Annotated in this window: 25 protein-coding genes; 8 read left to right on the plus strand and 17 right to left on the minus strand. The window is 68.3% G+C overall.

The window, feature by feature from the left end:
- Positions 1 to 84 precede the first annotated feature (84 nt).
- Genes STSP_RS11215 through STSP_RS11225 form a run of 3 tightly spaced genes read right to left on the minus strand, consistent with a single transcriptional unit; the run spans position 85 to position 2,116 of the window.
- Positions 85 to 525, minus strand: coding sequence for a hypothetical protein (locus tag STSP_RS11215; RefSeq protein WP_067275509.1), 441 nt, complete (start codon positions 523 to 525; stop codon positions 85 to 87).
- The gene (locus STSP_RS11220) at positions 525 to 1,784 is read right to left on the minus strand and encodes an amidase domain-containing protein (protein WP_067275512.1); all 1,260 of its coding nucleotides are present in this window, start codon (positions 1,782 to 1,784) and stop codon (positions 525 to 527) included. Before STSP_RS11220 ends, STSP_RS11215 begins: the two co-directional genes overlap by 1 nt.
- 2 nt (positions 1,785 to 1,786) lie before the next feature.
- Complete coding sequence (locus STSP_RS11225) at positions 1,787 to 2,116, minus strand: type VII secretion target (protein ID WP_067275523.1); 330 nt, start codon at positions 2,114 to 2,116, stop codon at positions 1,787 to 1,789.
- A gap of 266 nt (positions 2,117 to 2,382) precedes the next feature.
- Between STSP_RS11225 and STSP_RS39090 the strand changes: the two genes are divergently transcribed.
- Positions 2,383 to 2,520, plus strand: a complete 138-nt coding sequence (locus STSP_RS39090) for a hypothetical protein (RefSeq protein WP_157902813.1) — start codon at positions 2,383 to 2,385, stop codon at positions 2,518 to 2,520.
- A 7-nt stretch (positions 2,521 to 2,527) separates the two neighbouring features.
- The gene (locus tag STSP_RS11230; RefSeq protein WP_157902814.1) at positions 2,528 to 3,151 is read left to right on the plus strand and encodes a hypothetical protein; all 624 of its coding nucleotides are present in this window, start codon (positions 2,528 to 2,530) and stop codon (positions 3,149 to 3,151) included.
- Positions 3,152 to 3,251: 100 nt separating this feature from the next.
- Here STSP_RS11230 and STSP_RS11235 read toward each other — a convergent pair whose 3' ends face one another.
- The 3 genes from STSP_RS11235 to STSP_RS39100 all read right to left on the minus strand — a co-directional run bounded on the left by STSP_RS11235 (position 3,252) and on the right by STSP_RS39100 (position 4,461).
- The gene (locus tag STSP_RS11235) at positions 3,252 to 3,860 is read right to left on the minus strand and encodes a hypothetical protein (RefSeq protein ID WP_067275531.1); all 609 of its coding nucleotides are present in this window, start codon (positions 3,858 to 3,860) and stop codon (positions 3,252 to 3,254) included.
- An 81-nt stretch (positions 3,861 to 3,941) separates the two neighbouring features.
- A complete protein-coding gene (locus tag STSP_RS39095) occupies positions 3,942 to 4,112 on the minus strand; it encodes a hypothetical protein (protein WP_157902815.1) in 171 nt (56 codons plus the stop codon).
- Between the two features lie 28 nt (positions 4,113 to 4,140).
- Complete coding sequence (locus STSP_RS39100) at positions 4,141 to 4,461, minus strand: hypothetical protein (protein ID WP_157902816.1); 321 nt, start codon at positions 4,459 to 4,461, stop codon at positions 4,141 to 4,143.
- Between the two features lie 201 nt (positions 4,462 to 4,662).
- Here STSP_RS39100 and STSP_RS11240 point away from each other — a divergent pair, with 201 nt between their 5' ends.
- From STSP_RS11240 to STSP_RS11250, 3 genes are all read left to right on the plus strand, one after another.
- Positions 4,663 to 4,989, plus strand: coding sequence for a WXG100 family type VII secretion target (locus STSP_RS11240; RefSeq protein WP_067275534.1), 327 nt, complete (start codon positions 4,663 to 4,665; stop codon positions 4,987 to 4,989).
- Positions 4,990 to 5,039: 50 nt separating this feature from the next.
- Positions 5,040 to 6,074 carry a WXG100-like domain-containing protein gene (locus STSP_RS11245; RefSeq protein ID WP_067275536.1) on the plus strand — a complete coding sequence of 345 codons (1,035 nt, stop codon included), beginning with the start codon at positions 5,040 to 5,042 and terminating at the stop codon, positions 6,072 to 6,074.
- A gap of 125 nt (positions 6,075 to 6,199) precedes the next feature.
- Positions 6,200 to 6,589, plus strand: coding sequence for a hypothetical protein (locus STSP_RS11250; RefSeq protein ID WP_067275538.1), 390 nt, complete (start codon positions 6,200 to 6,202; stop codon positions 6,587 to 6,589).
- Between the two features lie 3 nt (positions 6,590 to 6,592).
- Here the strand turns inward: STSP_RS11250 and STSP_RS11255 are convergent, their stop codons facing one another.
- A complete protein-coding gene (locus STSP_RS11255; RefSeq protein WP_157902817.1) occupies positions 6,593 to 6,898 on the minus strand; it encodes a hypothetical protein in 306 nt (101 codons plus the stop codon).
- A 175-nt stretch (positions 6,899 to 7,073) separates the two neighbouring features.
- Here STSP_RS11255 and STSP_RS11260 point away from each other — a divergent pair, with 175 nt between their 5' ends.
- Complete coding sequence (locus tag STSP_RS11260; protein ID WP_067275544.1) at positions 7,074 to 7,325, plus strand: hypothetical protein; 252 nt, start codon at positions 7,074 to 7,076, stop codon at positions 7,323 to 7,325.
- 161 nt (positions 7,326 to 7,486) lie between these two features.
- Here STSP_RS11260 and STSP_RS11265 read toward each other — a convergent pair whose 3' ends face one another.
- From STSP_RS11265 to STSP_RS11275, 3 genes are all read right to left on the minus strand, one after another.
- Positions 7,487 to 8,233 carry a WXG100-like domain-containing protein gene (locus tag STSP_RS11265; RefSeq protein WP_157902818.1) on the minus strand — a complete coding sequence of 249 codons (747 nt, stop codon included), beginning with the start codon at positions 8,231 to 8,233 and terminating at the stop codon, positions 7,487 to 7,489.
- A gap of 26 nt (positions 8,234 to 8,259) precedes the next feature.
- Positions 8,260 to 8,574 carry a type VII secretion target gene (locus STSP_RS11270; RefSeq protein ID WP_067275550.1) on the minus strand — a complete coding sequence of 105 codons (315 nt, stop codon included), beginning with the start codon at positions 8,572 to 8,574 and terminating at the stop codon, positions 8,260 to 8,262.
- Positions 8,575 to 8,654: 80 nt separating this feature from the next.
- On the minus strand, positions 8,655 to 9,317 hold the full coding sequence (locus STSP_RS11275; protein WP_067275553.1) for a hypothetical protein: 663 nt from the start codon (positions 9,315 to 9,317) through the stop codon (positions 8,655 to 8,657).
- 68 nt (positions 9,318 to 9,385) lie between these two features.
- On the opposite strand from STSP_RS11275, the gene STSP_RS11280 reads away from it, so the two are divergent.
- On the plus strand, positions 9,386 to 9,778 hold the full coding sequence (locus STSP_RS11280; protein WP_067275555.1) for a hypothetical protein: 393 nt from the start codon (positions 9,386 to 9,388) through the stop codon (positions 9,776 to 9,778).
- A gap of 145 nt (positions 9,779 to 9,923) precedes the next feature.
- Positions 9,924 to 10,352, plus strand: a complete 429-nt coding sequence (locus STSP_RS11285; protein ID WP_157902819.1) for a hypothetical protein — start codon at positions 9,924 to 9,926, stop codon at positions 10,350 to 10,352.
- Here STSP_RS11285 and STSP_RS11290 read toward each other — a convergent pair whose 3' ends face one another.
- The 7 genes from STSP_RS11290 to eccCa form a co-directional block, all read right to left on the minus strand.
- Positions 10,353 to 10,679: a hypothetical protein gene (locus tag STSP_RS11290; RefSeq protein ID WP_067275562.1), complete on the minus strand. Its 327-nt coding sequence runs from the start codon at positions 10,677 to 10,679 to the stop codon at positions 10,353 to 10,355.
- Positions 10,680 to 10,733: 54 nt separating this feature from the next.
- Positions 10,734 to 12,062 (minus strand): SUKH-4 family immunity protein, encoded by a 1,329-nt coding sequence (locus STSP_RS11295; protein ID WP_067275568.1) that lies wholly within the window; start codon positions 12,060 to 12,062, stop codon positions 10,734 to 10,736.
- A gap of 126 nt (positions 12,063 to 12,188) precedes the next feature.
- A complete protein-coding gene (locus tag STSP_RS11300) occupies positions 12,189 to 14,114 on the minus strand; it encodes a hypothetical protein (protein WP_067275572.1) in 1,926 nt (641 codons plus the stop codon).
- 103 nt (positions 14,115 to 14,217) lie between these two features.
- Entirely contained in the window at positions 14,218 to 15,225 is a 1,008-nt protein-coding gene (locus STSP_RS11305; RefSeq protein WP_232789593.1) for a HEAT repeat domain-containing protein, read from the minus strand.
- 73 nt (positions 15,226 to 15,298) lie between these two features.
- On the minus strand, positions 15,299 to 19,747 hold the full coding sequence (locus STSP_RS11310; protein ID WP_232789595.1) for a toxin glutamine deamidase domain-containing protein: 4,449 nt from the start codon (positions 19,745 to 19,747) through the stop codon (positions 15,299 to 15,301).
- A 151-nt stretch (positions 19,748 to 19,898) separates the two neighbouring features.
- A complete protein-coding gene (locus tag STSP_RS11315; protein WP_107441262.1) occupies positions 19,899 to 20,306 on the minus strand; it encodes a hypothetical protein in 408 nt (135 codons plus the stop codon).
- A 138-nt stretch (positions 20,307 to 20,444) separates the two neighbouring features.
- Positions 20,445 to 24,389 (minus strand): type VII secretion protein EccCa, encoded by a 3,945-nt coding sequence (eccCa, locus tag STSP_RS11320; RefSeq protein WP_067275580.1) that lies wholly within the window; start codon positions 24,387 to 24,389, stop codon positions 20,445 to 20,447.
- Positions 24,390 to 24,606 lie beyond the last annotated feature (217 nt).

Here is a 24,606-nt window from a genome sequence, read left to right on the forward strand (position 1 = left end):
CCGCGCCTATGGCAGTGGGGATTCCCGCGGCCTCTGAGGGCGAGTGACGCCACTGCCATTCGGGGATCTCGCAGCGCCGAGTGTTCAGGGATGTGCGGCGGCCCGGTCGTCGACCAGCGTCAGCCCCGAGCAGTCGTGCCCCCCCGAGGGATCCGGTTCGTACACCCAGTAGAGGGCCGCGAGCTGCACCAGTACCAGTACGGGGACGAGGCAAGCGGCCGCCATGGCCACGCGTCCCTGCCACGCCGCCCCCGGCCGCTGGCCCCGCCGGTGTGCCCCGCGGCGCAGGGCCAGGAGGAGCAGCAGAGCGGCCTGGCCGCAGGCCGGGGCGGCCCAGGCGGTGACGTACATCCGGGTGGACGGGCCGAGGTACCGGCAGTTCTGGAAGGTGTCGCCGTCGAAGGAGAAGTGGACCGCCAGCAGGGCGGCTGAGGCGGCCACCAGGGCCGGCACCAGCAGGGACCAGCGGCGCCAGGAGGGGGTGGGGGCGCTGGAGGTCGGCGTGGGGTGCGTGTGTGTGCTCATCAGTACCAGTCCGGGTTGGGGCGGACGATCCGCACGTTCTGCTGTCCCTCGTGCTTCTCCGTCGCGGGGAGCCGGCCTTCCAGGCTGACGTTCTGATACGAGTCGCTGTGCTGGGTGTACTTGATCTCGCCGTCTGGCATGACCGCGGTGACGATCGCCGCGTGGTGGGTGTTGCCCTTCTCGATCGAGTCGTTGGGGCCGGCCTGCTCGTAGTAGATGATGTCGCCCGGCTTCACATCGGAGCGCGGGACGTCGGTGCCGCCGTGCCTGAGCATGAAGTTCTGCTGGTTCTCGGCCGCGGCCCAGGTGTCGGAGTAGGCGAGCCGCTTGTCGACCGAGTCGACGCCGGTGCGGTTTCCGATCATCCAGGAGTCGTCGTCCGAGGTGCCCCAGATACTCGTCTTCTCCTGCATTCCCGCGTGCAGCAGGGCGTTGGAGACGAAGTTGGTGCAGTTGTTGCCGAAGTCGGTCGGGTCCTCTTTGTTCCAGTTGGCGAGGGCGTACTCGACCAGCTTCACGCGGTCGTACTTGCCGTTTCCACGCAGCTCCTGCCGTACGTCGGCCGGGATGCCCTCCAGGTTGGCGATGGCGACCGGCTGGGCCAGCATCATGTCCTTGCGCTGCTGGGGGGTCAGTCCGTTCCACCACTGGCGGACTGTGGCGGGGTCCTCGTCCACCGGGATGTCGGCGGCGAGCATCTGCATCTGGACGTGCGAGGCGTGCGTCTGGAGGTCGTTGAGTGCTTTGGTCGGGTCGGTGACGCTCGTCTGGTCGGCGAGCTTGGCGAACTCCGCCGCGGCCAGCTTGTCGGCGGCGGTGACCTGTTCCACGGCCTGGTCGATGAGGTCCTGCACCTCCGCACGGTACGGGCCCATCTCCTCCGCCTCCATGCGGCTGCGCGGAGGTGGGCCGGTGATCGTCCCGTCGACGCCGATCTCCAGGCCGTAGCGGCCCGCGAGGTCCACCGCCGCATGCATGGTGCTGTGCGCGGTCTCGATGGTCGTCGTCATGCCGTCGGCGACCATGTTGACGGCGAGGAGGATGTCGTACGCCGCCTCCAGCTGGTTGGCGAGCTGTTCGAACTCGGCCGCCGCCGTCGCGCCGACCTCGTCCGTCCAGTTGTCCTTGAGGGGCTTGGCACCGTACTCACGCAGATCCCGTGCCGCGTCCAGGGCGTACTTGGCGAGGGCGTGCCATTCGTCGGCTGCGGTCGCCCACTTACTGGGGCGGGCGCTGTTGATCCCCTCGTACGAGACCATGGTCAGGCCCTCCCCAGATCGTTGAGGCCGGCGCGCAGCCGCGACTCCGCCTCGGCGTCCGCGCGGTCGTAGCCGTCGGCGGAGTCCCGCAGCTTTTGGCTGAGCTCGCCCATCCTTTTGGCGAGGGACACCATGTGCTCCTCCCACTTGAGCGCGCAGACCTTGAGCTGGACCGGGCTCTCCCAGCCATTGCCGTAGTGGGAGCCGTACACCTCGTCGCTGGTGTCGAGGGAGTGGCTGAGGCGCCTCATCACCTGGTGGGACAGGGACTCGGTGTCATTGGCCGCAGCACGTACCCGCGCGGCGTCGATCTCGATGTCGATGTCGCCCATGGGCGATTCCCCCGATGTGAATAGGCTGTTGCTGAAGTTGCTGAAATCGACGAACCGAACTCGTTCGAATACGGCGGCCAGCGTACGGGCCTTTGTCCTTCGCCCGGTTCCAACTCCTCCGGCTTGGAGGGCTCTTGACCATCGATCCCACGATTCTCCTCTGAACCTCCATACTCACGATGCTGCGTTCACGCCACCAATGCCTCTAAGCGGTCCTCACGCTGAGCACCACGGCCGTCTCCGCCCGTGGGCACTACCGTGACCTGATGAAGGCCGTCGCGCACACCGTGGCGTTCCACGATCCGCTGCCGGACATTGAGCGGACCGTACGCGGGGACGAGCACGACGGAAGTTCCGACCGCATCAAGGACGGCATCACGGCCGACTTCGGCCGGCCGAGGTGAGCGACGAGTGAGCATGAACCTGAACACCAAAGGTGGGTTCGACGGCCCGGTGGCCTGGGACCGTCCGGGCACCGCAAGTGCTTTGTCCCGCTGGGCCGCAGCTCAGCTGGCCAGGTTTCTCGGCTGGGTGGCGCTGTGGTGGGGTGCGGTGTTCGCCACGGTCGGACTGCTGCCCGTGGGGGCCGTGGTGCCCATGACGGTCGTGCTGGCCGTGCTCATGTACAACGCCGTCATGTCGCTCATCAAGCTGTGCAGATTTGGGCCTATGCGCCGGATCCTGACGGTCTACCCCTGGCGTCGGCAGCCTGGTGGCGTTAGGTACGACGCACGGGGGCGCAAGGCGTCTTTCCTCCTGCCCGACCCCGACCGGCCGGAGAAGACGGTGTCGCCGAAGATCTCCGGATTCTTCTTCCGGCCCTGGGACCGCATCGCCCGCAAGGGCTTCGACGGTGACCTGTGGTACGCGGGCGACCCTCGCTTCGCTTGCGTCATCGCTCAACCTGGCCTGAAGACGCTGACGTATGCTGCCCAGCCCACGGCGTTCAACCCCCGCACCACCCCCCGCCGCAAAGGCCTCAGCCCCGAAGCCCGCCGTCGCGCCCGGGCCATCGGTGCGCGTGTCGCCGATTGACGCGGCCCACGACCCAGGCTCAGCCGAAGTCCAGCCCCTCGCAAGCCCCCGGCGCCCCTCTTCTCCCTGGTGACGCGCCGGGGCCTCCGTCACGCGGAGGTCACGCGAAGAACATCACCAGCAGGCTGATGGCGAAGCCGATCAAGCCTGTCGCGATCAGTACGTAGACGGTGCCGAGCAGGCCCTGGCTCGCTGCCTGCTGGGAGCGGCGGGCGTCGGAGGTGCCGCCGAAGGCGAAGCCGGTGTCGGTGCCGAAGAGGCCGAGGGCGAGGGGGATCAGGGCGCCGAACCACCACACGCAGCCGACGGCGATGGCGCCGACCCAGCCGTGGTCCTGCTGGTAGGAGGTGTCGCCGGTCTTGCGGGCCTCGAGGATGTCGCCGCGCTTGTACAGGGCATCGCTCTTCAGTTCTGCGTTGAGGTCCTTGGCAGTGCCGTCGGTGGCGGTGAAGGTGCCGTAGCACCACTTGGTCTTGGTCCGCTTCCGCGAACTGCTCGACGGGCTCGAGTACTTGTAGTCGACCGAGCAGGTCTCGACCGTGAGCGTGCCTGGTGTGGACGTGGCATAGGAGTAGGGGCCTAGGAAGGCGCCGAGGGCCATGAGGGCGAGGCTTACGAGTATCAGGCCTGCGCCGATGAGGCGGCCGAGGCCCGCCTGCCCTCTTGGCGCGGTGGCGTTCGTCGTGTCGTTCCCGTGGACGTGTGCCATTTAGGCTGACTCCTCAGAATACGGATTCGGATACGGATTCGGATACGGATTCGGATACGGATACGGATACGGGCACGGACATCACAGGACGAGTGCGCAGACGAGCGCTGCCAGGATGCCCAGGGCGAAAAGGCCGCCCACGACGGGGCCGGTGACGGTCGGGGCCGGCAGGGAATTCCAGGAGGCCGCGAAGCCGGGGCCGTTGCGGGAGCCGAAGCCGGTGAGGAGGCAGTAGCTGCCGAATGCCAGCATGGCGAGGCAGAGCGTGAGAATGGCGGCGTCAATCTCCTGGGTCCCGGTCCTGGGGCTGCGCGAAGGTGTCGTCCACGTGCACAACGGGGATTTTCGCCCCGGTTTCGAAACGCGATGAAGTGTCCACTTCTACGTCTTGGCGGGTGGCCTCACCGTCGTGTGCGGTCCAGCTTCCGGTGTAGCTGAACTGGAGTTCTGTGGAGCGTCGATGCGTGCCGTAGTGGATCTTCTTGTGCGTTTCGCATGAAGAAACGGTGAGGGTTCCTTCGGTGCCGTGACCGACAAGTTCGCTGCGCAGTTCGGGAATGGTGACCGCAGCGACGGCCGCGGCCGCGAGAAGCAGTCCCAATCCGAGGAGTCTTCCCGCCCGCAGGCTCCCTGAGCTGCCGTAACGCGGTCCGTAACGCGGCTGTGTTGTCACCACTTCTGGACGTCCCTTGAATTACTTGACGACCTCTTGATCGATGGATTTTCTGGTTCATGCGCGAGGAGTCTAAGCTACCGGCCTGTCGTTCAATATGACGTACAGCAGGGGGAGTTCGGGGGAACAATGATGTTCGATTCCTTTCATGTGGACACGGCTGTACTCCGACAGCAGGGGCAGGGATTCGCTGCCCTCGGGGGTGATTTCACGAGTGCCTCCAAACGGCTTCAGAGCACCCTTGAAGGGATCGGCGAACCGTGGGCGGCGGCGGATTTCGGAGAGATCTTCGGGCAGGTCTACACGCCGATTCGCGACGGGATCTTCACGTCGATGGACAGCCTCGCGGAACGGCTTCAGCAGATCGGGTACAACCTGCAGGACATGGCGCGTAACTACGACGCATCGGATACGTCGAACAGCGGCCTGCTGAACGGGATCTCCGCTCAACTCTGAGCGAATCTAAGGAATCCAAGCGAATCTAAGCGAAATTCGGGGCTATTGGCATGTCGCTCACGCTGCCCAGCGAGCTTGTCTGGGTGCTTGACCTCCTCGGCTACAACTGGCCCGAGGCCGACGAAGAAGCACTGCATGAGATCGCCGAGACCTGGCGGATTTTCGGCGCGGAACTCGAAGAGATTCAGGCGCAGGGCGAGGGCCTCGCCCGCACCGTCGTCGCCGGCAACATCGGCTCGGCTGTCGACGGCTTCAGCAGGGCCTGGGGCGCCTACACCGGCGCGAACGGCGAGGACAGCTACATCCCTGATGCGAAGATCGTGTGCGAAGTGATCGCCTTCGCCTTCGACGCGGCCGCGGTGGCGGTCCTCACGGCGAAGCTGGCCGTGATCGCGCAGCTCGTCGCCCTGGCCATCGAGATCATCGCGGCGCAGGCGGCGGCTCCTTTCACCTTCGGACTGTCCGAGCTCGGCGCGCTGGGCGCGACGCAGGCCACGCGGGTGATCGTCCGGGAACTGCTGGACCGGCTCAAGAAGGAGGTCATGGAGGCGATCACCAAGGCCATGGAGCACGCCACCATGGACACCCTCAAGAGGATCGCCAAGGAGCAGGTCAAGCAGATCGTCCAGGAACGGGTGGTCGACACCGCCAAGGACACGGCCCGCGAGGCCGCCATCGGAATGGTGCAGAACATCGGCCAGCAGAGCATCGAGACCTACTTCGACGCGCGGACCGGCATCGACCTCGGAGAGACGGCGGACGTAGCCAAGGCGGCGGCCGGCGACTATGTGGACGGCCTCAAGAACGAGGTCACCGCGGGCGAGGGATCGGCACTCGCCGGCTACGCGGATCCGACCACGCACGTGGACACCGCGCAGGAGGCCTTAATCGGGGCGGTCGGGGATCGCGCACAGCAGGGTGTCGACGCGCTGGCCGGACAGGGTGCCAACACCACACAGACGTCCGGCGGGGCTGCGGCCACCGCCTCCGCCGCGGGCTCCGGTTCCTCCAGTTCCTCCCGTGCCTCCAGTTCCTCCGGCTCCTCGGGGAGCGCGGATGACTGGGCTCGAAACGAGTTCGGATGACGCCCGCTGCTTTTCACCGCCCTCACCGCCGACCGGCACCTAACCGCCGACAGGCACCTCACCGCCGACAGGCACCTCACCGCCGACAGGCACCTCACCGCCGACAGGAAGGACGTGCCGGGCCCATGACCGCGGACCGGGAAATCCAGGACGAGGAACTGATGGGGATCGCCCAGGACCCCGAGCAAGCCCTGCGGCTGCGCCGCTCCCTGCGCACGATCGCCAATGCGACATCGCTCCACCCGGACCTGCGCGACATGGCGCGTGCGGTGCTCAGCGGGCGCGTCGACATCAAGGACGCCTTCCAGGACCCGCGCTACACCGAGGCCGTATACCAGCGGATCCACGAGATGCGCCGGGCGGCCGACGACCAGACGTACGCGGAACGCCGGCAGTCCAAGGCCCGGTTCGCGGAATGGGACGCGCGGCAGCAGGCGGAGCTGGACCGGGAACGTGCCGAGCGGGACTCGCCGGTGCTCATCTCCGGCCGGAGACAGCGTCCCGCTCAGCGCTGAGGCTCAGGCCACGCTGCGGAGTACTACCAGCGCCACGCTGCTCCCCAGAGCACACGACAGGGCGAGCGCCAGCAACTTGCCACTGCGGCTGCGGTAGCCGCGCACGGCCGCCCAGATTCCGGTGGCGCCGACGACAGCCAGAGCTCCGTTCACCAGGCGCATGGCGACGTCGAAGCCCGGCATGGTAGCCGCTGCGAGGCCGCCCAGGGCCACCATCGCGCTGAGGATGCCGGCGAACATCGCCGCGTTCCACCAGGTGCGAGACGACAGTCGCTCCCGGCTGCTGTCACCCATGTCATTCATCAGCATGGGCGGCAGGCTACGCCATCACACGGATGGGAGCAGCCGACGGGAGCCTCGTCCATCCGCCGCGCCTGCAGTATGCGGCCTGCAGTATGCGGCAGCCGTTCCCCCTTCACAGCTTCCAGTCGTGGCCACTGTGGCGAGGCCGGTGATGTGCCCCCCTTGAGCGCTCTGCTGCCTCTTGGCGTTCCTGTTCGATCTCGGCGCGCTGCGCTTCGAGGTAGCGTTCGGCCTCGGCGCGCTGCCGTTCGCGCTCTTCCGGGGACTGTTGCTCGTACTCCTGGCGAGCCTGTGCAATGCGCTCGCCGAGGGCATCGGAGTACGCGCCCACGCGCAGGGCTTCGCGGAGGCCGACTCGCCCTGCGAGGACCTCCCGGGCCATCTCCTGGAGTGCACCGTTGCCGGACGGATTGTCGGCGAGGCGCTGGAGTGACTTCCGCAGAGCACGGGCCCGTGCCTCGTCCCGCGCGATGTCCATCAGGTCTGCGTCGCCGATCTGGCGCTCTTCACCCATGGTGTGGGTCTCTCCTTACTACCGGCGATTGCCGGGGCGATTGGGCAACAGGACAGGGTCAGGGCAGGGTCAGGACAGGGTCAGGCGACCGCGGGGTTGTCGTAATTTCCGCCCACGGACGGGAAGTTCTGGAAGTGCCCGTAGATCTCGGCTCCCAGTGACTCCAGGACTCCGATTCCGCCGTTGACGATGGTCTGCGCCTGGGCGAACATCTTGGTCGCGTCCCCCCACATCTTGAGCAGCCGCGTGATCTCAAGGGCAGCCAGTCCATATCCGACGACGGCCCCCACGCCTGTCCAGGACAGCGCTGTACCCGCGGCCATTTCGATACCAACGATGATCAGGCCGTCGATGATGCCGCTGAGCACGCCCTTGATGGCTTCCGCCGTCGAATAGGCGGCGTGGGCCAGTCTCTCGTACGTGGCTTGCAGGGAATCGAAGGTCTCGCGGCACCCGGTGAGTTTCTTGGCCAGCTCGTCGAAGTAGATATAGGCCGCATCCGCGGCATTGCCGTCCCATGTCGAATCGAGAGACGAGTTCCCCGACTTCAGGTTCGCTGCTACGCCTTCGCATGCCTTGCCGATGTTCTGCCATACGGAAGCGCACTCGGCGAAGGACTCCCAGTCCCCGGCGAACCACTGGATGACTTCCTCCAGGGGGTTGAACCCGAAGACCGCGTTGTACGCCTCCATGATCCAATACGAGGGGCTGACGAGGTCGCTGGCGTCGTTGAAGACGTCCAACAGGAACCCTTGTGAGAACTCCTCGGGCTTTTGGGGAGCGGTCAGGTGGCTCGTGGGCTCGGATATGTCTGCAAACCCGGACATGCAGGGGCCTCTCGGGGGTGGCGGACTCAGCGCTTGCTGGGCGGGAAGGTGGCGTCCATGGATTGAGCGGTCGATTCGTCGGTCGTCCTGTAGTAGTTGGCGCTCTTCCTCATTTCCGCCTCTGCGGCGCGCAGCACCGACTCCGCTCGTGTCAGAGCGGAGTTGACCTCGTCGACCACCGTCCGGTGAGCACCGATGATCAATTCGATCAGTCCCTGGTCGGAGACGCCTACGTCGCTGTTCTCCTGTGCGTACTTCCTTGCTTGCTGAACGTCCTCGGCAGCTCTGGCCACTTGGTCCGCGAAGCTTTCGAGATCGCCAGCCTGAACCTTGAACCCCATGTGTTCTCCTCTGCCTTCCCGTCACAGCCGCTGTGACAAGCACCGACGATCCACCGGACGATCCACCGGAAACAAAGCCTCTAGCGGGAGGATCCGCCGCGCGTACGCTCCCGGTGCCCCTTGCGATCCGGAACACCCATGTAACCGACCTCGCGTTCGGTCTCGCCGAGCCACAGCTGAGGGACCTGCTGCTGGATCGCCGTGACCAGTGCCACTCGGGAACCCGCAGGCACAGGGACGCGGTAGCGCAGCCGCGGCAGGGTGGGGTGCAGCGGTTCCTCGTCGCGGACCAGGGGCCACAGGACCGGGTCGTCGCGGTCGATGGGAGTGTTGGGGCACAGCTCGATGGAGTACACCTTCACACCGCCCCTCTTGCCCACCTTGCTCCAGTGCAGCCCGACTCCGGCGAGGCTCTGCCAGGGGATGACGTTCTGCGCCTTGCCGTTACTCACCCACAGCCCCGTGTCGTCGATGCTCACGCTGGAGTGCCGGCTCGACCAGGCGGCGATCAGGCTGCCGACGCTGATGAAGCCCATGAACAGCCCGATGACGATTCCCCCGATCCCCTTGGGGTTCGGCCCGCCGTCTCCGAGCCCGGCGGTCATCGCTATGCCGCCGAACAGGACCAGGGCACTGATCGCCGTGAGCGCGATGCCCAGAGGGATCATCCGCCGCGAGGCCCGCTGTCCGGTGCGTACGACAGTGGCGGTGGGGGAGGGGGAGAGCCCGCGGGAAATCGACATGGGGCGGAAGTGTAGGGAACGTCTCCGCGCCGCCACCAGGCGGGCTTTGACCGCTAGGCTCCACCGCCATGACAGCGCATGGCGGTGACTCGGCGACCAGGCCGGACAGGACGGGCGGGCAGCCACTGTCTTCCGGGGGCAGCACGGAGGAGCTGCGGGCGCAGTTCCAGGCGCGGGGCCGGCCGGGGCTCGCGGAGGACCGGCGGCGCGACGCGCGGCAGGCACGTCGGATGTACGCGGCGTTCGCCGGGATGGTCGCCGTCATCTGCCTCGTCCTCATCGTCGTGCGCCTCGGCAGGGGCGACGCCATGGGTGTCTGGGTCGCCACGTACGCCGTGGGTGGGGGCGTCAGCGGTGTGGGTGCTGTGCTGGCCCGGAGCGGTCGCACCCGCTGGGCGCTGGCGGTCACGTGTGTCGCGGTAGCGCTGGCGAGTCTCGGCGACAGCCCAACGTTCCGCTGAGGCCGGTCGATAGTGAAGGCGGCGCCCACAACCCTCACGGCCCCCACGCCGGTCATCCCGATCGCGGCCCGTCGCGTCGCTCTCCACCGTGGCGTTGCCGGTGACGCGAGATACTTCGGGTGACGAGAGGCGAGGAGAAGCTCAGATGACCAGGCAGCCCGAGAACTCCCCGAATCCGCAGGGCTCTTCACCGGAGCGAGGTGTGCTGGACGAGGCACTCGAACCGGAGCAGGTACGTTCTCTGAACTCCGCCCTGCGCAAGCTGTCCGAAACCGACGGCGCCAGTAAGGAGCTGCAGGACGCGGCGAAGAGGCTGCTCTCCGGCCGCCTTGCCCTGCGCGACGCCCTGGACGATCCCGCGGTGGCACGCGCGCTGGGCGGGGGCATGGCGTCTCTGCGCGGTCAGTGGGACGCGCTCCCCGAGGAGGAGCGCGAGCGGATCAGGCGCGGGGAGGCCCCGGCGAGCGGGAGTCCCTCTTCGGGTTCCTCCGAGCAGAGGGGCTCCGAAGGGCAGTCATCGCAGTCCGGGAAGAAGAGCCAAGGGCGCCACAGCGGCGGATTCTCGCTGTACTGATCACTGAGCCTGGCGCTGTTTCCGGTACAGCGCGATGGCCGCCTCCGTCGGGTAGTTGGGAACCGTCACGGTCTCGCCCGTCTCCTTGGAGACCACGATCTTGCTGCCGCCGGGCGGAGCGGGCCGAGGCCGGCCGGCGGCGTCCGTGGCGGGCGGGAACTCCGCGTACACCAGGTACCCGATGTCGAACTCCTCGACGCGCAGCTCGGCGGGGGTGCCGTCCGGCAGCTTGGGTTGCGCATACCGGGTGCGGACGATGTCGAGGGCCTGCTCGGGGGTGGTCGGCGGTGCCGGGTCGGCAGGGTTGTCCGGGTTGTCCGAGGTCACGGGTTGCTCTCCTGGTTCTCTCGGGTGTCTCGGTGGGGCTCTTCAGACGGCCGGTCAGAACAACCCGTGCCACATCTGCTCGACGACCAGCGACCACCAGGTGTCCGCGTCGGCCAGCGCGGACGCGTCGATGGCCGCCAGCTGCTCCTGCAGCGTCGCCACTTCCCCGCCGGCCGCGACCGGGTCCAGGCCCTGCATCCGCTGCCGTGTGGTCGCGAGCAAGGCCAGGGAGCGGGCGAAGGCGGCGGCCGAGACGTTGACGTAGCGAGCCGCGCCGGTGACCGGGTCCACCGCCCACACCGCGCCGAGGCCGTCCGGCTGCCCCGTACCCGGCAGGCACTGCACCGCTACGACCGCGACCCCGTCGAAGCCGATCCGGGCCAGGTGCGCCAGGGCGCCGATCTTCTCCTCGCCCGCCGGGCTGCGGCGCTCGCGCAGATGCGTGGCGACGTCGGTGAACAGGCCGCCCGCCGGAGGGGCGTCGGGTCGGTCGGCGGTGAAGAAGAGCGGGAGGTCGGCGGGGAGCCCTGCCCAGGTGAGCGTGGACTTGGCGGTCTCGGGCAGAGGGCTGCCCGCGATGTCGTCGGCGTCGTAGCGGCGTACGCCGTCCTGGCCGAAGACCTCGACGAGATGGCGGCCGAGGGCCGCGTCACGCATCGGCTCCGCGGGTGTCACCTGGGCGGGAACCGGGAGGCGGTGCGGGCGGGGTGGCGGCTGCTGACCCGCGATCCGGTTCATCGTCTCGACCTGCTCGACCAGCGCGGCGATCCCCTCCGCGCGCGCCTCGGGACGGGCTCCGTAGGTCTGTGAGCAGGAGAGCTGAGCGTTGGGGAAGGTGTTGAGGAATTCCGCCGTGTAGCCGCCGGGGAGCAGGCTGGGGCGCAGGTCGGTGTGGATGGCGACCACGTTCTCGGCGGGTACGTTCATGCGCCGCAGGTCGGCCCACGCCTGGTACTCGGCCGGGGGCAGGCCCGGGCCGGAGGTGCGGAAGACGGTGGTCTCCTCGCCGGTGGCCGGGTCGGTGTAGGTGAAGACTGCGGTGTTGCCGGGGCCGGTGACCGGACGGGCGCCTTCGGGCGCGTCCGAGCCCTGTGCCGCGCCGCCGTGCTTCTGCCGGTACATCTGCACGACCTCGTCGACCGGCACCGACGGCCAGACCGTCAGCTCGCCGGTACGGCGGTCCACGACCCCGCACGCGTTGCCGACCTCGGCGGGCGGCCGGCGCTCCCCGGTCACCGGGTCGCGCTCGGGCTCCGCGGGCGCGGCCCACACGACCCAGCCCAGGTCGAACTCCTGCATCCGGACCTCGCGGCGCGGCTCCGCCGAGCCTTCCGGGTTGAGCCAACGGTCGGCGAGGGCCAGCGCCTGCTCCTGGCTGATCACGAGGAGGCTCCTTCGATGTGGTCGGTCCAGAGGGTGAGGCGGTCGAGAGGGTGAGGCGGTCGAGGGGTGAGGCGGTCGAGAGGGTGGAGAAGGGTGGAGAACAACGAGCGGCATGCGTTTACGAGGCTATCGTCGCGGGTCCACCGGGCGTATGCGGAGGGCCTTTGCCCCGCGCTCGGTCGCGACGACGAGGATGCCGTCGGGGGACAGGTCGGCGGAGGTGAACGGTACGTCGGAGATCAGCGCAGCCACGACCTCCTCGCTCGCCCGGTCCCAGACGCGAAGGTAGTCCGCGCCGCGGCTCAGCCCCAGAGGGGCGGCGGCACGCTCCTCCTCGGACGGACGCAGGATCTGCCCGGGTTCCGCGTCGCCGAGGTCATCCGGCGGTACGAGGCCGCGAACGAGCACCGCGGATCCGCCACCCTCATCGATCGGATGCGCGCCGGGAGTGCCCGGTGGCACGACCAGCACCGCCACGCGGGTCGCGGATCCCTCGGCATCGGGGAGGCTGCCGACTGTCACGTCACTGATGCCTGCGACAGGCAGGCTCCACAAGGTCTGCCAGGGCAGTTCGAATCCGAGCCGGTGCAGGGCGTCGGCATACTCGGGCAGGCCGTCCTCGACGAACGCCGTCTCCAGCAGAGCGGCACGCCACAGCTCGGAGACCTCGTTACGGGTGAGCAGGGGTGCGGCACGCAGATACGTACGGGCCGGTGCGCCCAATGCCTCCACAGGGAAGGCTTCGATGGCGGCACGCAGCGGCACCGGGTCGGCGTGGACGAACAGGCCCGGGTCCGTGAGGAGTTGGGGCAGAAGTCCCGCCGCCAGCGTGTGGCCCGCGATGTGGTCGCGTACGTACGGGTCGGCCTTGCTCCAGTCCTGCTCCGGCACGGCATCCAACAGCGCCATCGCGATCTGCGTCTGAGCGGCGCGGACGTTCGGCAGGCCGGCCCGGATCTCGTCGCCGACAGCGGGGTGCAGGAGGCGCAGCAGCGTACGACCGCTGTTCTCGTCGCCTTCGTCCGCCTTCTGCGCCACGGGCTGTACGAAGGGGCCAGCGAGCAGCATCCCGTCCGCGATGGCCTGGCTCATGTCCTGTCCGGCGACCGCGCTCGCCAGTCGCGCCCAGAGGTGGGCCGGTATGCCGTCGGCCTCGGCCAGGGCGAGTGGTGCCAGCATCAGCCGCAGCGTCCGCGGGTCGGCGCCGAGCCGGCCGGCGTGCAGGTCGAGGGCCTCGCCGACGGAGGTCGGCAACTGGCTTTCGTCGGCCGGGTCGAAGCCCCCGGGAGCGGTGAGAATGCTCCGGACGGCAAGCTGTACGACCAGTGGGCTGGTGCCGGCACGGCGCCCGATGGCCGCGGCCAGGGCGCGTCGGTCCTCCGGGTGCTCAGTGAACGGCACGTCCGTTCCGGCGAATTGCGGGCTCAGAGCCGCCTCGGCGTGCCGTACGAGCCCTTCGGGGTCGGCCCACTGCGGCTCGTCGAGATCGATGATCCGCAGTGCGCCGGACGGAAGACCCTCAGCCAGTTCGGTGACGAGATGCCGCGGCAGCTCCGCCACAAGACGGACTGAGTCGAGGGCGGCGAGCGGCCTCAGTACGTGGCGTACGAGTACGGAGGGTTCGTCCGTGTGCCGGACCGGGCCCGCCTGATCCACATCCAGAACGACGAGGGACACGGGTTCGTCGATGGCTGCCAGCTCCGCGTAGATGTCCTCGGTGCGGTCCGCCTGCACCTCGTAGTGATCGGCGAGGGCCCAGAGGAATTGCTGGGCTGTCAGTCCGCGCGCATTCGCCGCTGCGGGTGCGGGCAGCTCTGGAGGCACGCTTGACGGGTCGAGCCGATTGAGATCCAGTTGCTTACGGGTCTCTGGGTCGCAGAGCATCAGAAACCCGGTGAGCAGCCGCGAGCGGCCGCTGCCGGAATTTCCCGTCAGAGCCACCACACGAGGCGCCCCCGGCCACGCCATGTGCCAGGCGGCGAGCGCACGCAGGGCGTTAGTGCGGCCACCTATGTGGGGGTGCGGAGCGTAGCCGCCGGTTGAATCGGTCATGGATTCCCGTCCTCCGCTGGTGCGGACGTGTGCGAAGGCTGACGTGTGCGAAGGCTTTCGACTGTCGGGCGGTTCAGGTTCAGGCCATGGGCCGGTGCGGACTTCAGATGGGCAGGGCGCCCTTGAAGCGGGAGTTGGGGACGTCGGGGTGGGTGGTGGCGAGCCAGCCGTGGCCGTGGGTGTATTTCGCGAGTTGGGGGCCGGGTGCGACCGAGAGGCTGTCGGCTGCCGTGGACGCGTCGGGAACGCCTTCGGCGTACTCCTCGGCCTCGTCCTCGTCCGCGTTCTCCATGTGCCAGGCCTCGAAGGGCAGTGGTTCTCCTTCGAACTGCGGGTAGTCGTAGGTGCCGTAGCTCCGCACCATGTGGCCATCGCGGGCGACGTACCAGTTCTCGGCGGAGTTGTAGGGGTCGAGGATGTAGAAGTGAGCCTCACCGCATCGCTCGCTGAGTTCCCTGGCCAGCCGGAAACCGTCGAGTTCGTCCAGGAACGAATTTCCCCACAGCATGCGCCAGTTCTTGATCTGTCCCTTTGCGCGCCAGTTCTCGAATTCCGGGGTGATGAACACCCGGTAGGCCCTCTGGGTCTCACCCTGGGAATCCTGGAAGTCGAGGGAGTCGGTGGCTTGGGTGGCGGCGGCCACGCCCATGACGGTGGTGACCGGCCGAACGTCGTGCAAGCCGAGAGCGGCTACGGCGTCGTCTAGGCGGTCCGCCGGGAAGGCCAGCCAGCGGCCGGCTTCCGAGGGGACGGAAACCGGGCGTTCGTCCAGGATCTTGATCCGCACGAGGCGTTCCACGGCACGGCGGTCGATCTCGTCGAGCGCGTCCGCGCCGCCCAGATTGACCAGGATCTCAAGGGCATTGCTGCGCAGCCGGCCGGGTCCCTCACGTCGGATTTCACGGAGGCGCGGGAGCGCCTCGTCCCCCATACGTTCAATAATGGACTGGACGTCGCGCCTCGGGCTCCTCGGCCGTCGGTCGAGGGTGTAGGGCAGGAGCTGGTCGATGCCTTGAGGCCCGAGTGCGACCAGGGCGTCTTTTGCGGCCCGGCGAACGGCGCGGTTCCTGGACGAGAGGTCTTCCACGAGGGCGTCAATGGTTTCTGGCATGGGGCATAGCCTAGTTCTGGTCCATGGGAGCGGTTGAGGGTGTTTCCCTGCGCGGCATCCGGCTTGTGTGCCGTCACTTCTTCTTCAGCTCAGGGAGGATCGTGTCCCAGGTGTTCCTGAGGGCATCGATGTGCCGATCGAATTCAGCAGTAATGGCTTGCTCCTTGAGGGTCCTGGTCTCCTTTCGCTGGGCGTTCAGCTCTTTGGTGATGGAGTCGATGAGTTCGGTACCGGCCTTCCCTTCAAGTCTGTTCAGGGCCTTCGCGAGGCGTTGTTCGTCGTCCTTGTAGCGCTCGCTCCACTGCTCTGTCATGTACTCCTTGATCTTGTCGTCCGGTATGTCCTTTAGTTTCTCGAGGGTTTCGTCCCTCTCAGCAAGCATCTTCTGGCGTATTGCGACGCCTTCAGGGTCATCCCGGTAGGTGGTGCTGTAATGGATCGGAACGTCTTCAAAGCGATCGTCCAAGAGGACTGTGGCGCACTTCATGTGACCCTCGCCCTGCCCGCAGGGTTCGCGCTCGGTATAGAGCCCCAGCGGTGTGTACTTAGTGCCCTCGGGGTCCACACGTTTGAGCCAGTCCAGCAGATGCCTCTCCGAGTGGCGTGGTTGAACGCCTGGCAATTTCTGATTGGCAGGAACCGATGAGTCCACGACATAGGTGACTTCGTGGTCCGGTGGCGGGCCCTGCACTTCGAGGACCGCGAAGTTCTTGCCGCTGAAATCTGGTCCGTTGCGCCTGACTTTTCCTGCCTCGTCGGAGGGAAGCTTCTTGAAAGCCGCCTTCTTGAAGAGCTGGTTGACCGCCATTCGGTGCAGTCGTACACCGAGTGACTCCTTGGACATCTTGGCGCCCCGGTCGGGTGTTTTCGGAGCGGGGTCGCCCTCGTTCTCACCTCGGTAAGGGCGGCTGACTCGCTCCGGGTTGACGCCCACGCTGTGCTGCTGGTGGAAGGAGCGGCTGAGCCGGGCGAGCGAAGCCACGACTGCCTGCTGCTCCCCCCGCGAAAGTCGATCGAACCGGTCCAGATGCTGGCTGAGTTGGGCCCGGGTGAAGCTTCGTGGGCCGTCGGGGTTGGGGTGCGGGCCGTCTCCGGAGGTCGCCTGCAGTACGCGCGTGAGTTCGCCCGACTCCGCCCACCGCTGGAGGCCGTCGTGAACCCGGTCCAGCTCGACCCTGTGGACGTCCCGATCCTCGCGCAGATCGCTCTGCAGTTGGTCGGGCTCAATACCGTATTCCCTGGAATACCTGTCTTCCGGATCTGCATGTGTACGCGAGGTGTCGCTGTCCGGGCCGTCCTCGGTGACACGGCGGCTCTCGTCTGAGGTGTCACTGTCGCCGCGGTCGTGAGGATCGGTGTAGGGCTTATTGGCCTGGTCATCTGTGGTGTCTTGGGTGGACCCAGGGGATGCAGGCCGGGCCGGGCTCTCCGTCGCCGCGGTCGGCTGCTGCGATCCGTTGTTCTGGCTCTCGGAGTCCTCGGCGTCGGCCTGTGTGGTGTCGATGGGGTTGCGGTCGGCGTCCAGCGGGATGTGCCAGACGTGTGTCGCTTTGTCGATGTGGAGGGGCTCGTTGCTGACCTCTCCGCTCTGGGTGTCGATCCAGATGATGTCGCCGTTGTGGTTGACGACGTTGAAGGCGTGGCCGCCTCCGCCGGGCCAGTCGACCTGAACGATGGCCGCTGAGCCGTGTCCGGCTTGCTGGAGGACCGATGCGATGTTGTCGGCGGTGTCGGGGTCGTTGCCCGGGCCGGCGTAGGTGTGCGCGGCGCCTGTCCAGCGGATCTGGTTGTCGTTCGCGTTGTCTTCGGGGGTGAACGGGTTGTGCTTGCCGTTCTCGTCGAGGTCGAGGGTTCGGGGGGCGGAGACCTGGGGGTTGCCGTACCAGGTCTCCAGGAAGGAACGGGAGCAGTCGGCGCAGTTGTTGCTGCGTCCGGGGACGGTGTTGCCGCCGTCGTTCTGCAGTTGGGTCCAGGGGCCGAAGGGGTCCGGGAAGCGTTCCGGGGTGCCGTCTTCGTCGTGCGGGATCGCGTCGACCAGTGCCTGCTGATCAGCCGGGTCCGGTTCGGACAGGCCTCCCGGATAGTGGTCCAGGTCGGCGCGGATGTCGTCCAGGCTGTCCTGCTGCGGCTGCTGGTCCTTGGCGGCTCCGGGGTCGGCCTGGGATGAGCCCGGCGGCTGCGGCGTGGCGTGGCCCGCATGCGACGGTGACCCGGAGGAACTCGGGGTGGTGACGACGGTGTGGATCGGCACCGCCGTGACCTGCGGCTGTTGTTGATGCTGCGGGTTGGGCGGCGTGTTCTCCGGCTTGTGGGGCTGTGCGGGCGGCTGCTGCGGGGCGTTGGGGGTGTTGGGCGCGCTGCCTGCGTGCTGGTGGGGCGGCCTGGTGGGAGTGGAGCCGGTGCCGGTGCCCGGCTGGTTATGGGTGCCGGGTGTGCCGGGGGCGCCCTGCGCGGTGGGGCCGGGCTGGGTCGGGGAGTTCGGTGTGCTGGTGGACGGCGATGCGGTCCTCGGGGGAGTCGACTGGGCCGGGTTCTGGTTCGGGGTGGTCGTACTCGGGTTCTGGCCCGGGGTGTGGGTACGGGTGCCGCCGATCGAGTCCGTGGTGCTGCGGGGCGGTGTGCGGTCGCCGGGCGTCGTACCGGGGGTGTTGCGGGGCGTGGTGCCGTCACCCGGCGTTGTGCTCCCGGGGGTGTTGCGGGGCGTGGTGCCGTCACCCGGCGTTGTGCCCCCGGGGGTGCGCTGAGTCGGTATGCGGCCGTCCGGCGTGCCGGTCGAGCGGCCGTCCGGCGTGCCAGGAGTGCGGCCGTCCGCCGTACCGGGTACGCGGCCGTCCGGTGTCGGCGTCGGGGTCGACCGAGGCGTCGTCGGCGACGTGGGGTTCGGAGTGGAGGCGGGACCGGTTCCCGTGGGGGACGGGATGCCGGATGTGCCGGGTGTGCTGGCGGAAGGATTCCTCGCCGCACCCGAGTTGGGATTCGGGCTGGTAGGACCCGTGGCGGACGGGGTGCCGCCGGAGGCGCTCGCGCCGTGGTGCGTTCCGGGACCACCACCCGCGGTGGAGGATGCCATGGGCGACGTCGGCACGGTCGAGCCGCCATCCGTACGGCCGCCGGTGCCGGCCGGGGACGGATCGGTCGTCGTCGGCGTGGGCGCCGCGTTGGACTGCGTGGGGACGCTCGCCGCCAGGCTGTCGATCGAGGTGCCGATCGCACCGCCCCCCGGCGACGACGACGTACCGCCGGAGGACGCGGGCGTGGGTGCGGACTGTGGGGACGGCGAGGAGAGGCCGGAGACGGAAGGACCGCCGCTGTTGCCGGTTGGGCCGGAGGTGCCGGGAGTGCCGGAGGAACTGCTGGTGTCGGGGCCGCTGGACGACGGGCCGCCGGACGTGGGGTCGTCGAAGTCCGACAGGGACGGCCCTGACAGCGACGGCGTCGGCCTGGAGTACGGCGAGTCCGAGGAAGAGGGACTCTGCCCGGACCCGGACCCGGACCCGGACCCGGAGTCCGAGTCGGAGCCGGGGCCCGCGCCCACATCCGGAGTGCCGATGCCGGTGCCGCCGGTGTCGGCGGATATCCCGCCGCCGATGTTCGTTCCCAAGCCGGTGCTCGTACGCGTCGACGGGGAGGAGTCCGGCCCCGACGACCCGGAGCCGTTGGAGGAGGACGAAGAGGAGCCAGAGGAAGACTTGGAGACGGAGTCGGAACTTCCGTCGCCGTCTCCCTTACCGGTCCCGCTGTCGCTGCCCGGCTTCTCGGACGGTGTGTGGTAACCGTCGATGCGGCTGTCGATGGCGTGGTGGAAGCGGTTGCCGGCCTTGCTGCCCAGGCTGTCGCGCACGCCTTCGGCGAGGGTCTGCGGGGTCTGCTTGATGGCCTCCCAGCCGCCCACGGCACCGGCCTTCACGGTCTGGCCGAGGTCGTAGCCTTGCTGGGCGCCGAACCCGACGTTCACCGACTGCCTCACCAGATCGGTGATGATCGCCTCGATGGCCGAGACGGCGGGCTCTTTCATCGCCTCGACGATCGCCTCCATGAGGGCCTGTTTGAGCTCGTCGAGGAGGCGTCGCACGATCAGCCGGGTGGCCTGTGTGGCGCCGAGTGCGGCGACCTCGGACAGGCCGAAGGTGAAGGGGGCGGCGGCCTGCGCTGCGATGATCTCGATGGCCAGGGCGATCAGCTGGGCGATCACCGCCCATTTGGCGAACTCGACGAGGTAGGCGCAGGACTCCATCACGGTCGCGATGATGTAGGCAGCCTGCGCCGCGTTCGCGAGGTAGCCGTCGGAGCCGTTGCCGCCGTCGAACTTGGCGTACGTCTTGGTGAACGCGTCGATCGATTCGCCGGCGTTGTGGGCGGTCACCGTCCGGGCGCTGGTGTTCGCCGCGGCGTGCAGCTCCGTGACGTCGTCGCCGAACTTCCGCCACAGGGCGGCGGATTCTCTCAGCTTGTCCTCGTCTGCCGTCGGCCAGTTGTAGCCGAGCATCTCGAGAACCCATTCGAGCTCGTCCGGCAGCATCATCGACACAGCAAAGCTCCCCCGTCAGACGACCAACGGCCGTACAACTCCCCTCAGCAGCAAGGGACATCACGCAGAAGGACAGCCGTTCCCCAAAGCTTACGGACTTACCCGCAGGCACCTTGAGAGGCTGCTGTCACAAATCCGTTGCAGGTCAGAGCTGTTGATGAGGACGCAGCGTGCCGTGTATCGGGCCCGACGGCATCTCCACCTGGCCGTCGTGCTGGGAGGTCAGGTCACGCCAAGCAGCTTCTTCGTTCCCCTCGTTGCGCTCGTGCCGCACGCCCATCTCGGTGAAGGCCAGCCCTATCCCCGCAAGCCGCTCCGCCAGGCTGCCCATCGACTGGTACATGCCGTCGCGCAGGCCCTCGTAGACGACTCCGAACTTCTCGCCGATGTCGTCGTCGCCCCAGGGCGGAGTGGCGCCGGTGCCGCCCTCGAGCGCGCTCAGTCCCTTCTGCAGGCTCTGCACGGCCTTGCTGAAGTCCTGGCCCACCGTGAACATGTTGAAGCCCTCGGTCTTGAGGACCGCAGGATCGGCGTCCATCCAGTCGCTGGCCACAACTGCCCCCCGTAACTCGGCACTTCTGTCGCAACGCCACCTTAGCGAGGGCATCCGACAAGACCCACCCCAAGAAAGGGGCGGCACCCCCTGGGTGCCGCCCCTTCCGCGCTCAGCGCCGCGACTCAGCGCCGCGACTCAGAACCGGGCCGGAAGCCACCCGGTCTGGATCAGCTGCCCACCGCGCCGCCGCGTGTGGAAGTACCCTCGCCCGGGCGGCAGCTGCGACGGAGTGATGTTGCCCAGCAGCGCGCCCTCCGTCCGGTCGCCGGAGAGCACGACGCCCTGGGCGCCGAGCTCGCGCATCCGCTGCATCACCGGCTCGTACAGCGACCGGCTGGCACCGCCCGAGGAGCGCGCGATGATGACGCGCAGACCGACGTCACGGGCGAAGGGAAGGTACTCGAGGAGCGGGGCCAGCGGGTTCATGCCCGTCGCCACCAGGTCGTAGTCGTCGACGATGACGAATGCGTCCGGGCTGCTGTACCAGCTGCGGTTGCGCAGCTGCTCGGGCGTGACGTCCGGGCCCGGCATACGACGGCTCATGGAGCCGGCCAGACCTTCCAGCGTCTCGGCCAGGGCCGGCGCCGCCGCGCAGTACCGCGACAGGTGCGTCTCCGGCACGCCCTGCAGATGGGCGCGCCGGTAGTCACCCATGACGATCTTCGCCTGATCCGGCGTGTACCGCTCGGTGATCTGCTTGACGAGCAGCCTCAGCATCGCGGACTTACCGGACTCGCTCTCACCGAACACGATGAAGAGCGGGTCCGTCTCGAAGTCGACGAAGACCGGCGAGAGCGACGACTCGTCGATACCGATGGCCACACCGCGGTCGGGGTGCTCGAAACCCTTGGGCAACCGGTCCGCCGGCAGGAGCGTGGGCAGCAGCCGTACGGCCGGAGCGTGGCTGGCCCCCCAGTTGTCGTTGATGCCGCGGATGAGGATCGCCGTCGCCTCCGCCAGGTCCTCCGTCTCCGAGGAGCCGTCGACCCGGGGCAGTGCGGTCATGAAGTGCAGCTTGTCCGGGCTCAGACCACGGCCCGGCACGGTGGCGGGGACGTTCTGCGCGACCTTGCGATCGATCTCGGACTCGGTCGGGTCGCCGAGCCGCAGCTCGATGCGGTTCTGCAGCATGTCCTTCAGCGCGGGCCGCACCTCGGTGTAGCGGCTCGCGGTCAGGATCACGTGCACACCGAAGCCGAGGCCGCGGGTCGCGATCTCGGTGACGGTGGACTCGAGCAGCTCGTAGTCCGTCTTGAAGGTGGCCCAGCCGTCGATGACGAGGAAGACGTCTCCCCAGGGCTGGTCGGGCAGCTGTCCCGCCGCCCGGCGCTGACGGTACGTCTGGATCGAGTCGATGTTGTTCGCCCGGAAGTACTCCTCGCGGGTGTTGAGGATGCCCTCGACCTCGCTGACCGTCCGGCGGACCTTTTCGGCGTCGAGCCGGTTGGCGACCCCGCCGACGTGCGCCAGGTCCTCCATCGAGATCAGACCGCCACCGCCGAAGTCCAGGCAGTAGAACTGCACTTCGGTGGGCGTGTGGGTGAGGGCGAACGACGAGATGAGCGTGCGCAGCAGCGTCGACTTGCCGGACTGCGGGCCACCGACGAACAGACCGTGGCCCGCACCGCCGGAGAAGTCCCGGTACAGCACGTCGCGCCGCTGCTCGAACGGCTTGTCCACCAGGCCGACCGGCACGGTGAGCCGGCCGAGCGCCGTGTACTCGGGCGCGGTCAGGCCGCGCTCCGGGGTGACGGCGAGCTGGGGGAGGAGCTGCTCGAGGGAGGGTGCCTCGTCGAGCGGGGGCAGCCACACCTGGTGGGCGGGCGGTCCCTGGTTGACCATCTTGCCGACGATGACGTCCAGGACGGTGTCGGCGAGCGCATCGTCCACCCTGTTGTCCGCCTCCGGCTCCTCGATCACCGGCTGCGGGGGCAGCGCCACGTGCTCCGCCGTGAACAGCGCGGGCCGCAGCTGGGTCGAGCGGTGCACCCGGGAGGGGCCCTCGCCGTGGTACGGCCCCGACACGTACGCGGCCTTGAAGCGGACCATGGTGTCGGTGTCGTACCGCAGATAGCCGGAGCCGGGGATCGACGGCAGGTGGTAGGCGTCGGGGACACCGATCGCCGTACGGGACTCGGCGGCGGAGAACGTGCGCAGACCGATCCGGTACGACAGATAGGTGTCCAGGCCGCGCAGCTTGCCCTCCTCCAGGCGCTGCGAGGCCAGCAGCAGGTGCACACCCAGCGAACGGCCGATGCGGCCGATCTGGATGAACATGTCGATGAAGTCCGGCTTGGCGGTGAGGAGTTCGGAGAACTCGTCGAGCACGATCACCAGCGAGGCCATCGGCTCGAGGGCGGCGCCCGCCGCCCGGGCCTTCTCGTAGTCGTGCAGGTTGGCGTAGTTGCCCGCCGTGCGCAGCAGCTCCTGCCGGCGCTGCATCTCACCGGTGATCGCGTCCCGCATACGGTCGACGAGCGTGAGGTCGTCCGCGAGGTTGGTGATGACGGCCGCGGTGTGCGGCATGTCGGCCATACCCGCGAAGGTTGCACCGCCCTTGAAGTCCGCGAGGATGAAGTTCAGCGTCTCCGAGGAGTGCGTCACCGCGAGACCGAGCACGAGCGTACGCAGCAGCTCGGACTTGCCGGAGCCGGTCGCGCCGACACACAGGCCGTGCGGGCCCATGCCCTCCTGCGAGGCCTCCTTGAGGTCCAGCATGACCGGCTCGCCGTTCTCGCCGACACCGATCGGCACCCGCAGCCGTTCGTGCAGGGTGCGCGGACGCCAGGTGCGGGAGACATCGACGGAACCCGCGTCGCCGATGCCCATGAGATCCGTGAAGTCCAGGTTGGACAGGAGGGGTTCGCCCTCCTCCGCGGAGCCGACCCGGAAGGGGGCCAGCTGCCGTGCCAGCGACTCGGCCTGCGCCGCGTTCAATACGTCGGGCTTGCCGCTGTACGCGGACTCGTGGCCGACGAACAGCCGCATCCTGTCCGGCTTGGCGTAGACCGTCAGTCCGGCGCGGAGCTCCTCCTCCAGCTCGCCGGGGGCGATCTCGAGGAACGTGACGCCCTGGAGCCCCTCGGCACTGGCGAGTTCGGAGTCGGGGGGCACGGTGCCGCCGTCGAGCACCACGATCAGGTGCGGCTGGTCGTAGACCGGAGTCGCCTCACGGTTCCAGCGGGGCCGGTCGTCCAGCTGGTCCGCCAGCGCCTCTTCCAGCTCTCCCAGATCGTCGAAGAGCAGCCGGGCCGAGCCCGCTCCGTCCTTGGCCTTCGGGTGCTGGCTGTGCGGCAGCCACTTGATCCAGTCCCAGTCCGCCGCCGCCGACGGGTGCGCCACCACGGCGATCAGCAGGTCCTCGGGCGAATGCAACGTCGCCAGCTGGGACAGGGCGGCACGGGCGTTGCCGTAGACCGTGTCGGTGTCCCCGCACACCGTCACGTGGTAGAAGGCGCGCAGCGAGACGGAGACGGGCAGGTCGGACAGGCTGCCGTGCGCGTCGAGGAAGGCCTTCATGGCCGCCGCGGTCAGCGGCTCCAGCTCGTCCTTGGGCGCCGTCTCCGGAGCGACGAGCGGAGTGTTCAGCTGCTGGACGCCACGGCCGACCCGTACGGAGGCGAAGTCCGCGTCGGTCGGGCGCCGCTCCCACAGGCGCTTGCCGTCCGCCGCCACCGCCCACAGCTGGTCCGGGTCCGGATGCTGGAAGAGCTGGCTGCGCCGCTGCAGCTCCGCGGTCTTGTGCACGTCCTTGCGGACCTGCTCGAGATAGCGGAAGTAGTCACGCCGGTCCTGGGCCATCCCCGCGCCGCCGCCCTGCCGGGCCCTGGCGAACTGGGCGATGGCCATGGCCAAGGTGGAGGCCAGCATCAGCCCGCCGACCACCCTCATGTAGGAGGGCAGACCCGGCATGAAGAAGAAGCCGACGGAACCCACCATGCCCATCATGGGCAGCAGGTTCATGAGCATGCTCTCGTCGCCCTCGCGCGGGATCTCGGGCGGCGTCTCGAGCTTGACCTCGCCGTCCGGGACCACCGGGGGCGCTATCCGCGGCGGCCGTTTGATGATGACGACGCTCACCGATGCACTCATCCTTCGCGATTGATACGTCCTGGCACCGACGCCCCCGTGTACCGCGACGTGTTCTCGTTCGCGTAGGCGTCGTCCGCGTAGGCGTTGATCCTACTGATGCGACCAGTGCCCGAGGGAGTCAGGAGCATGGAGATGCGGAGGGGGTCCTGGAAGGAATGAGGGAGGCAGGCCCTGCGCCCGCCACGGCAACGGATAGGGTGGCGCT

This window comes from Streptomyces jeddahensis, from assembly GCF_001642995.1.
GTDB lineage: Bacteria > Actinomycetota > Actinomycetes > Streptomycetales > Streptomycetaceae > Streptomyces > Streptomyces jeddahensis.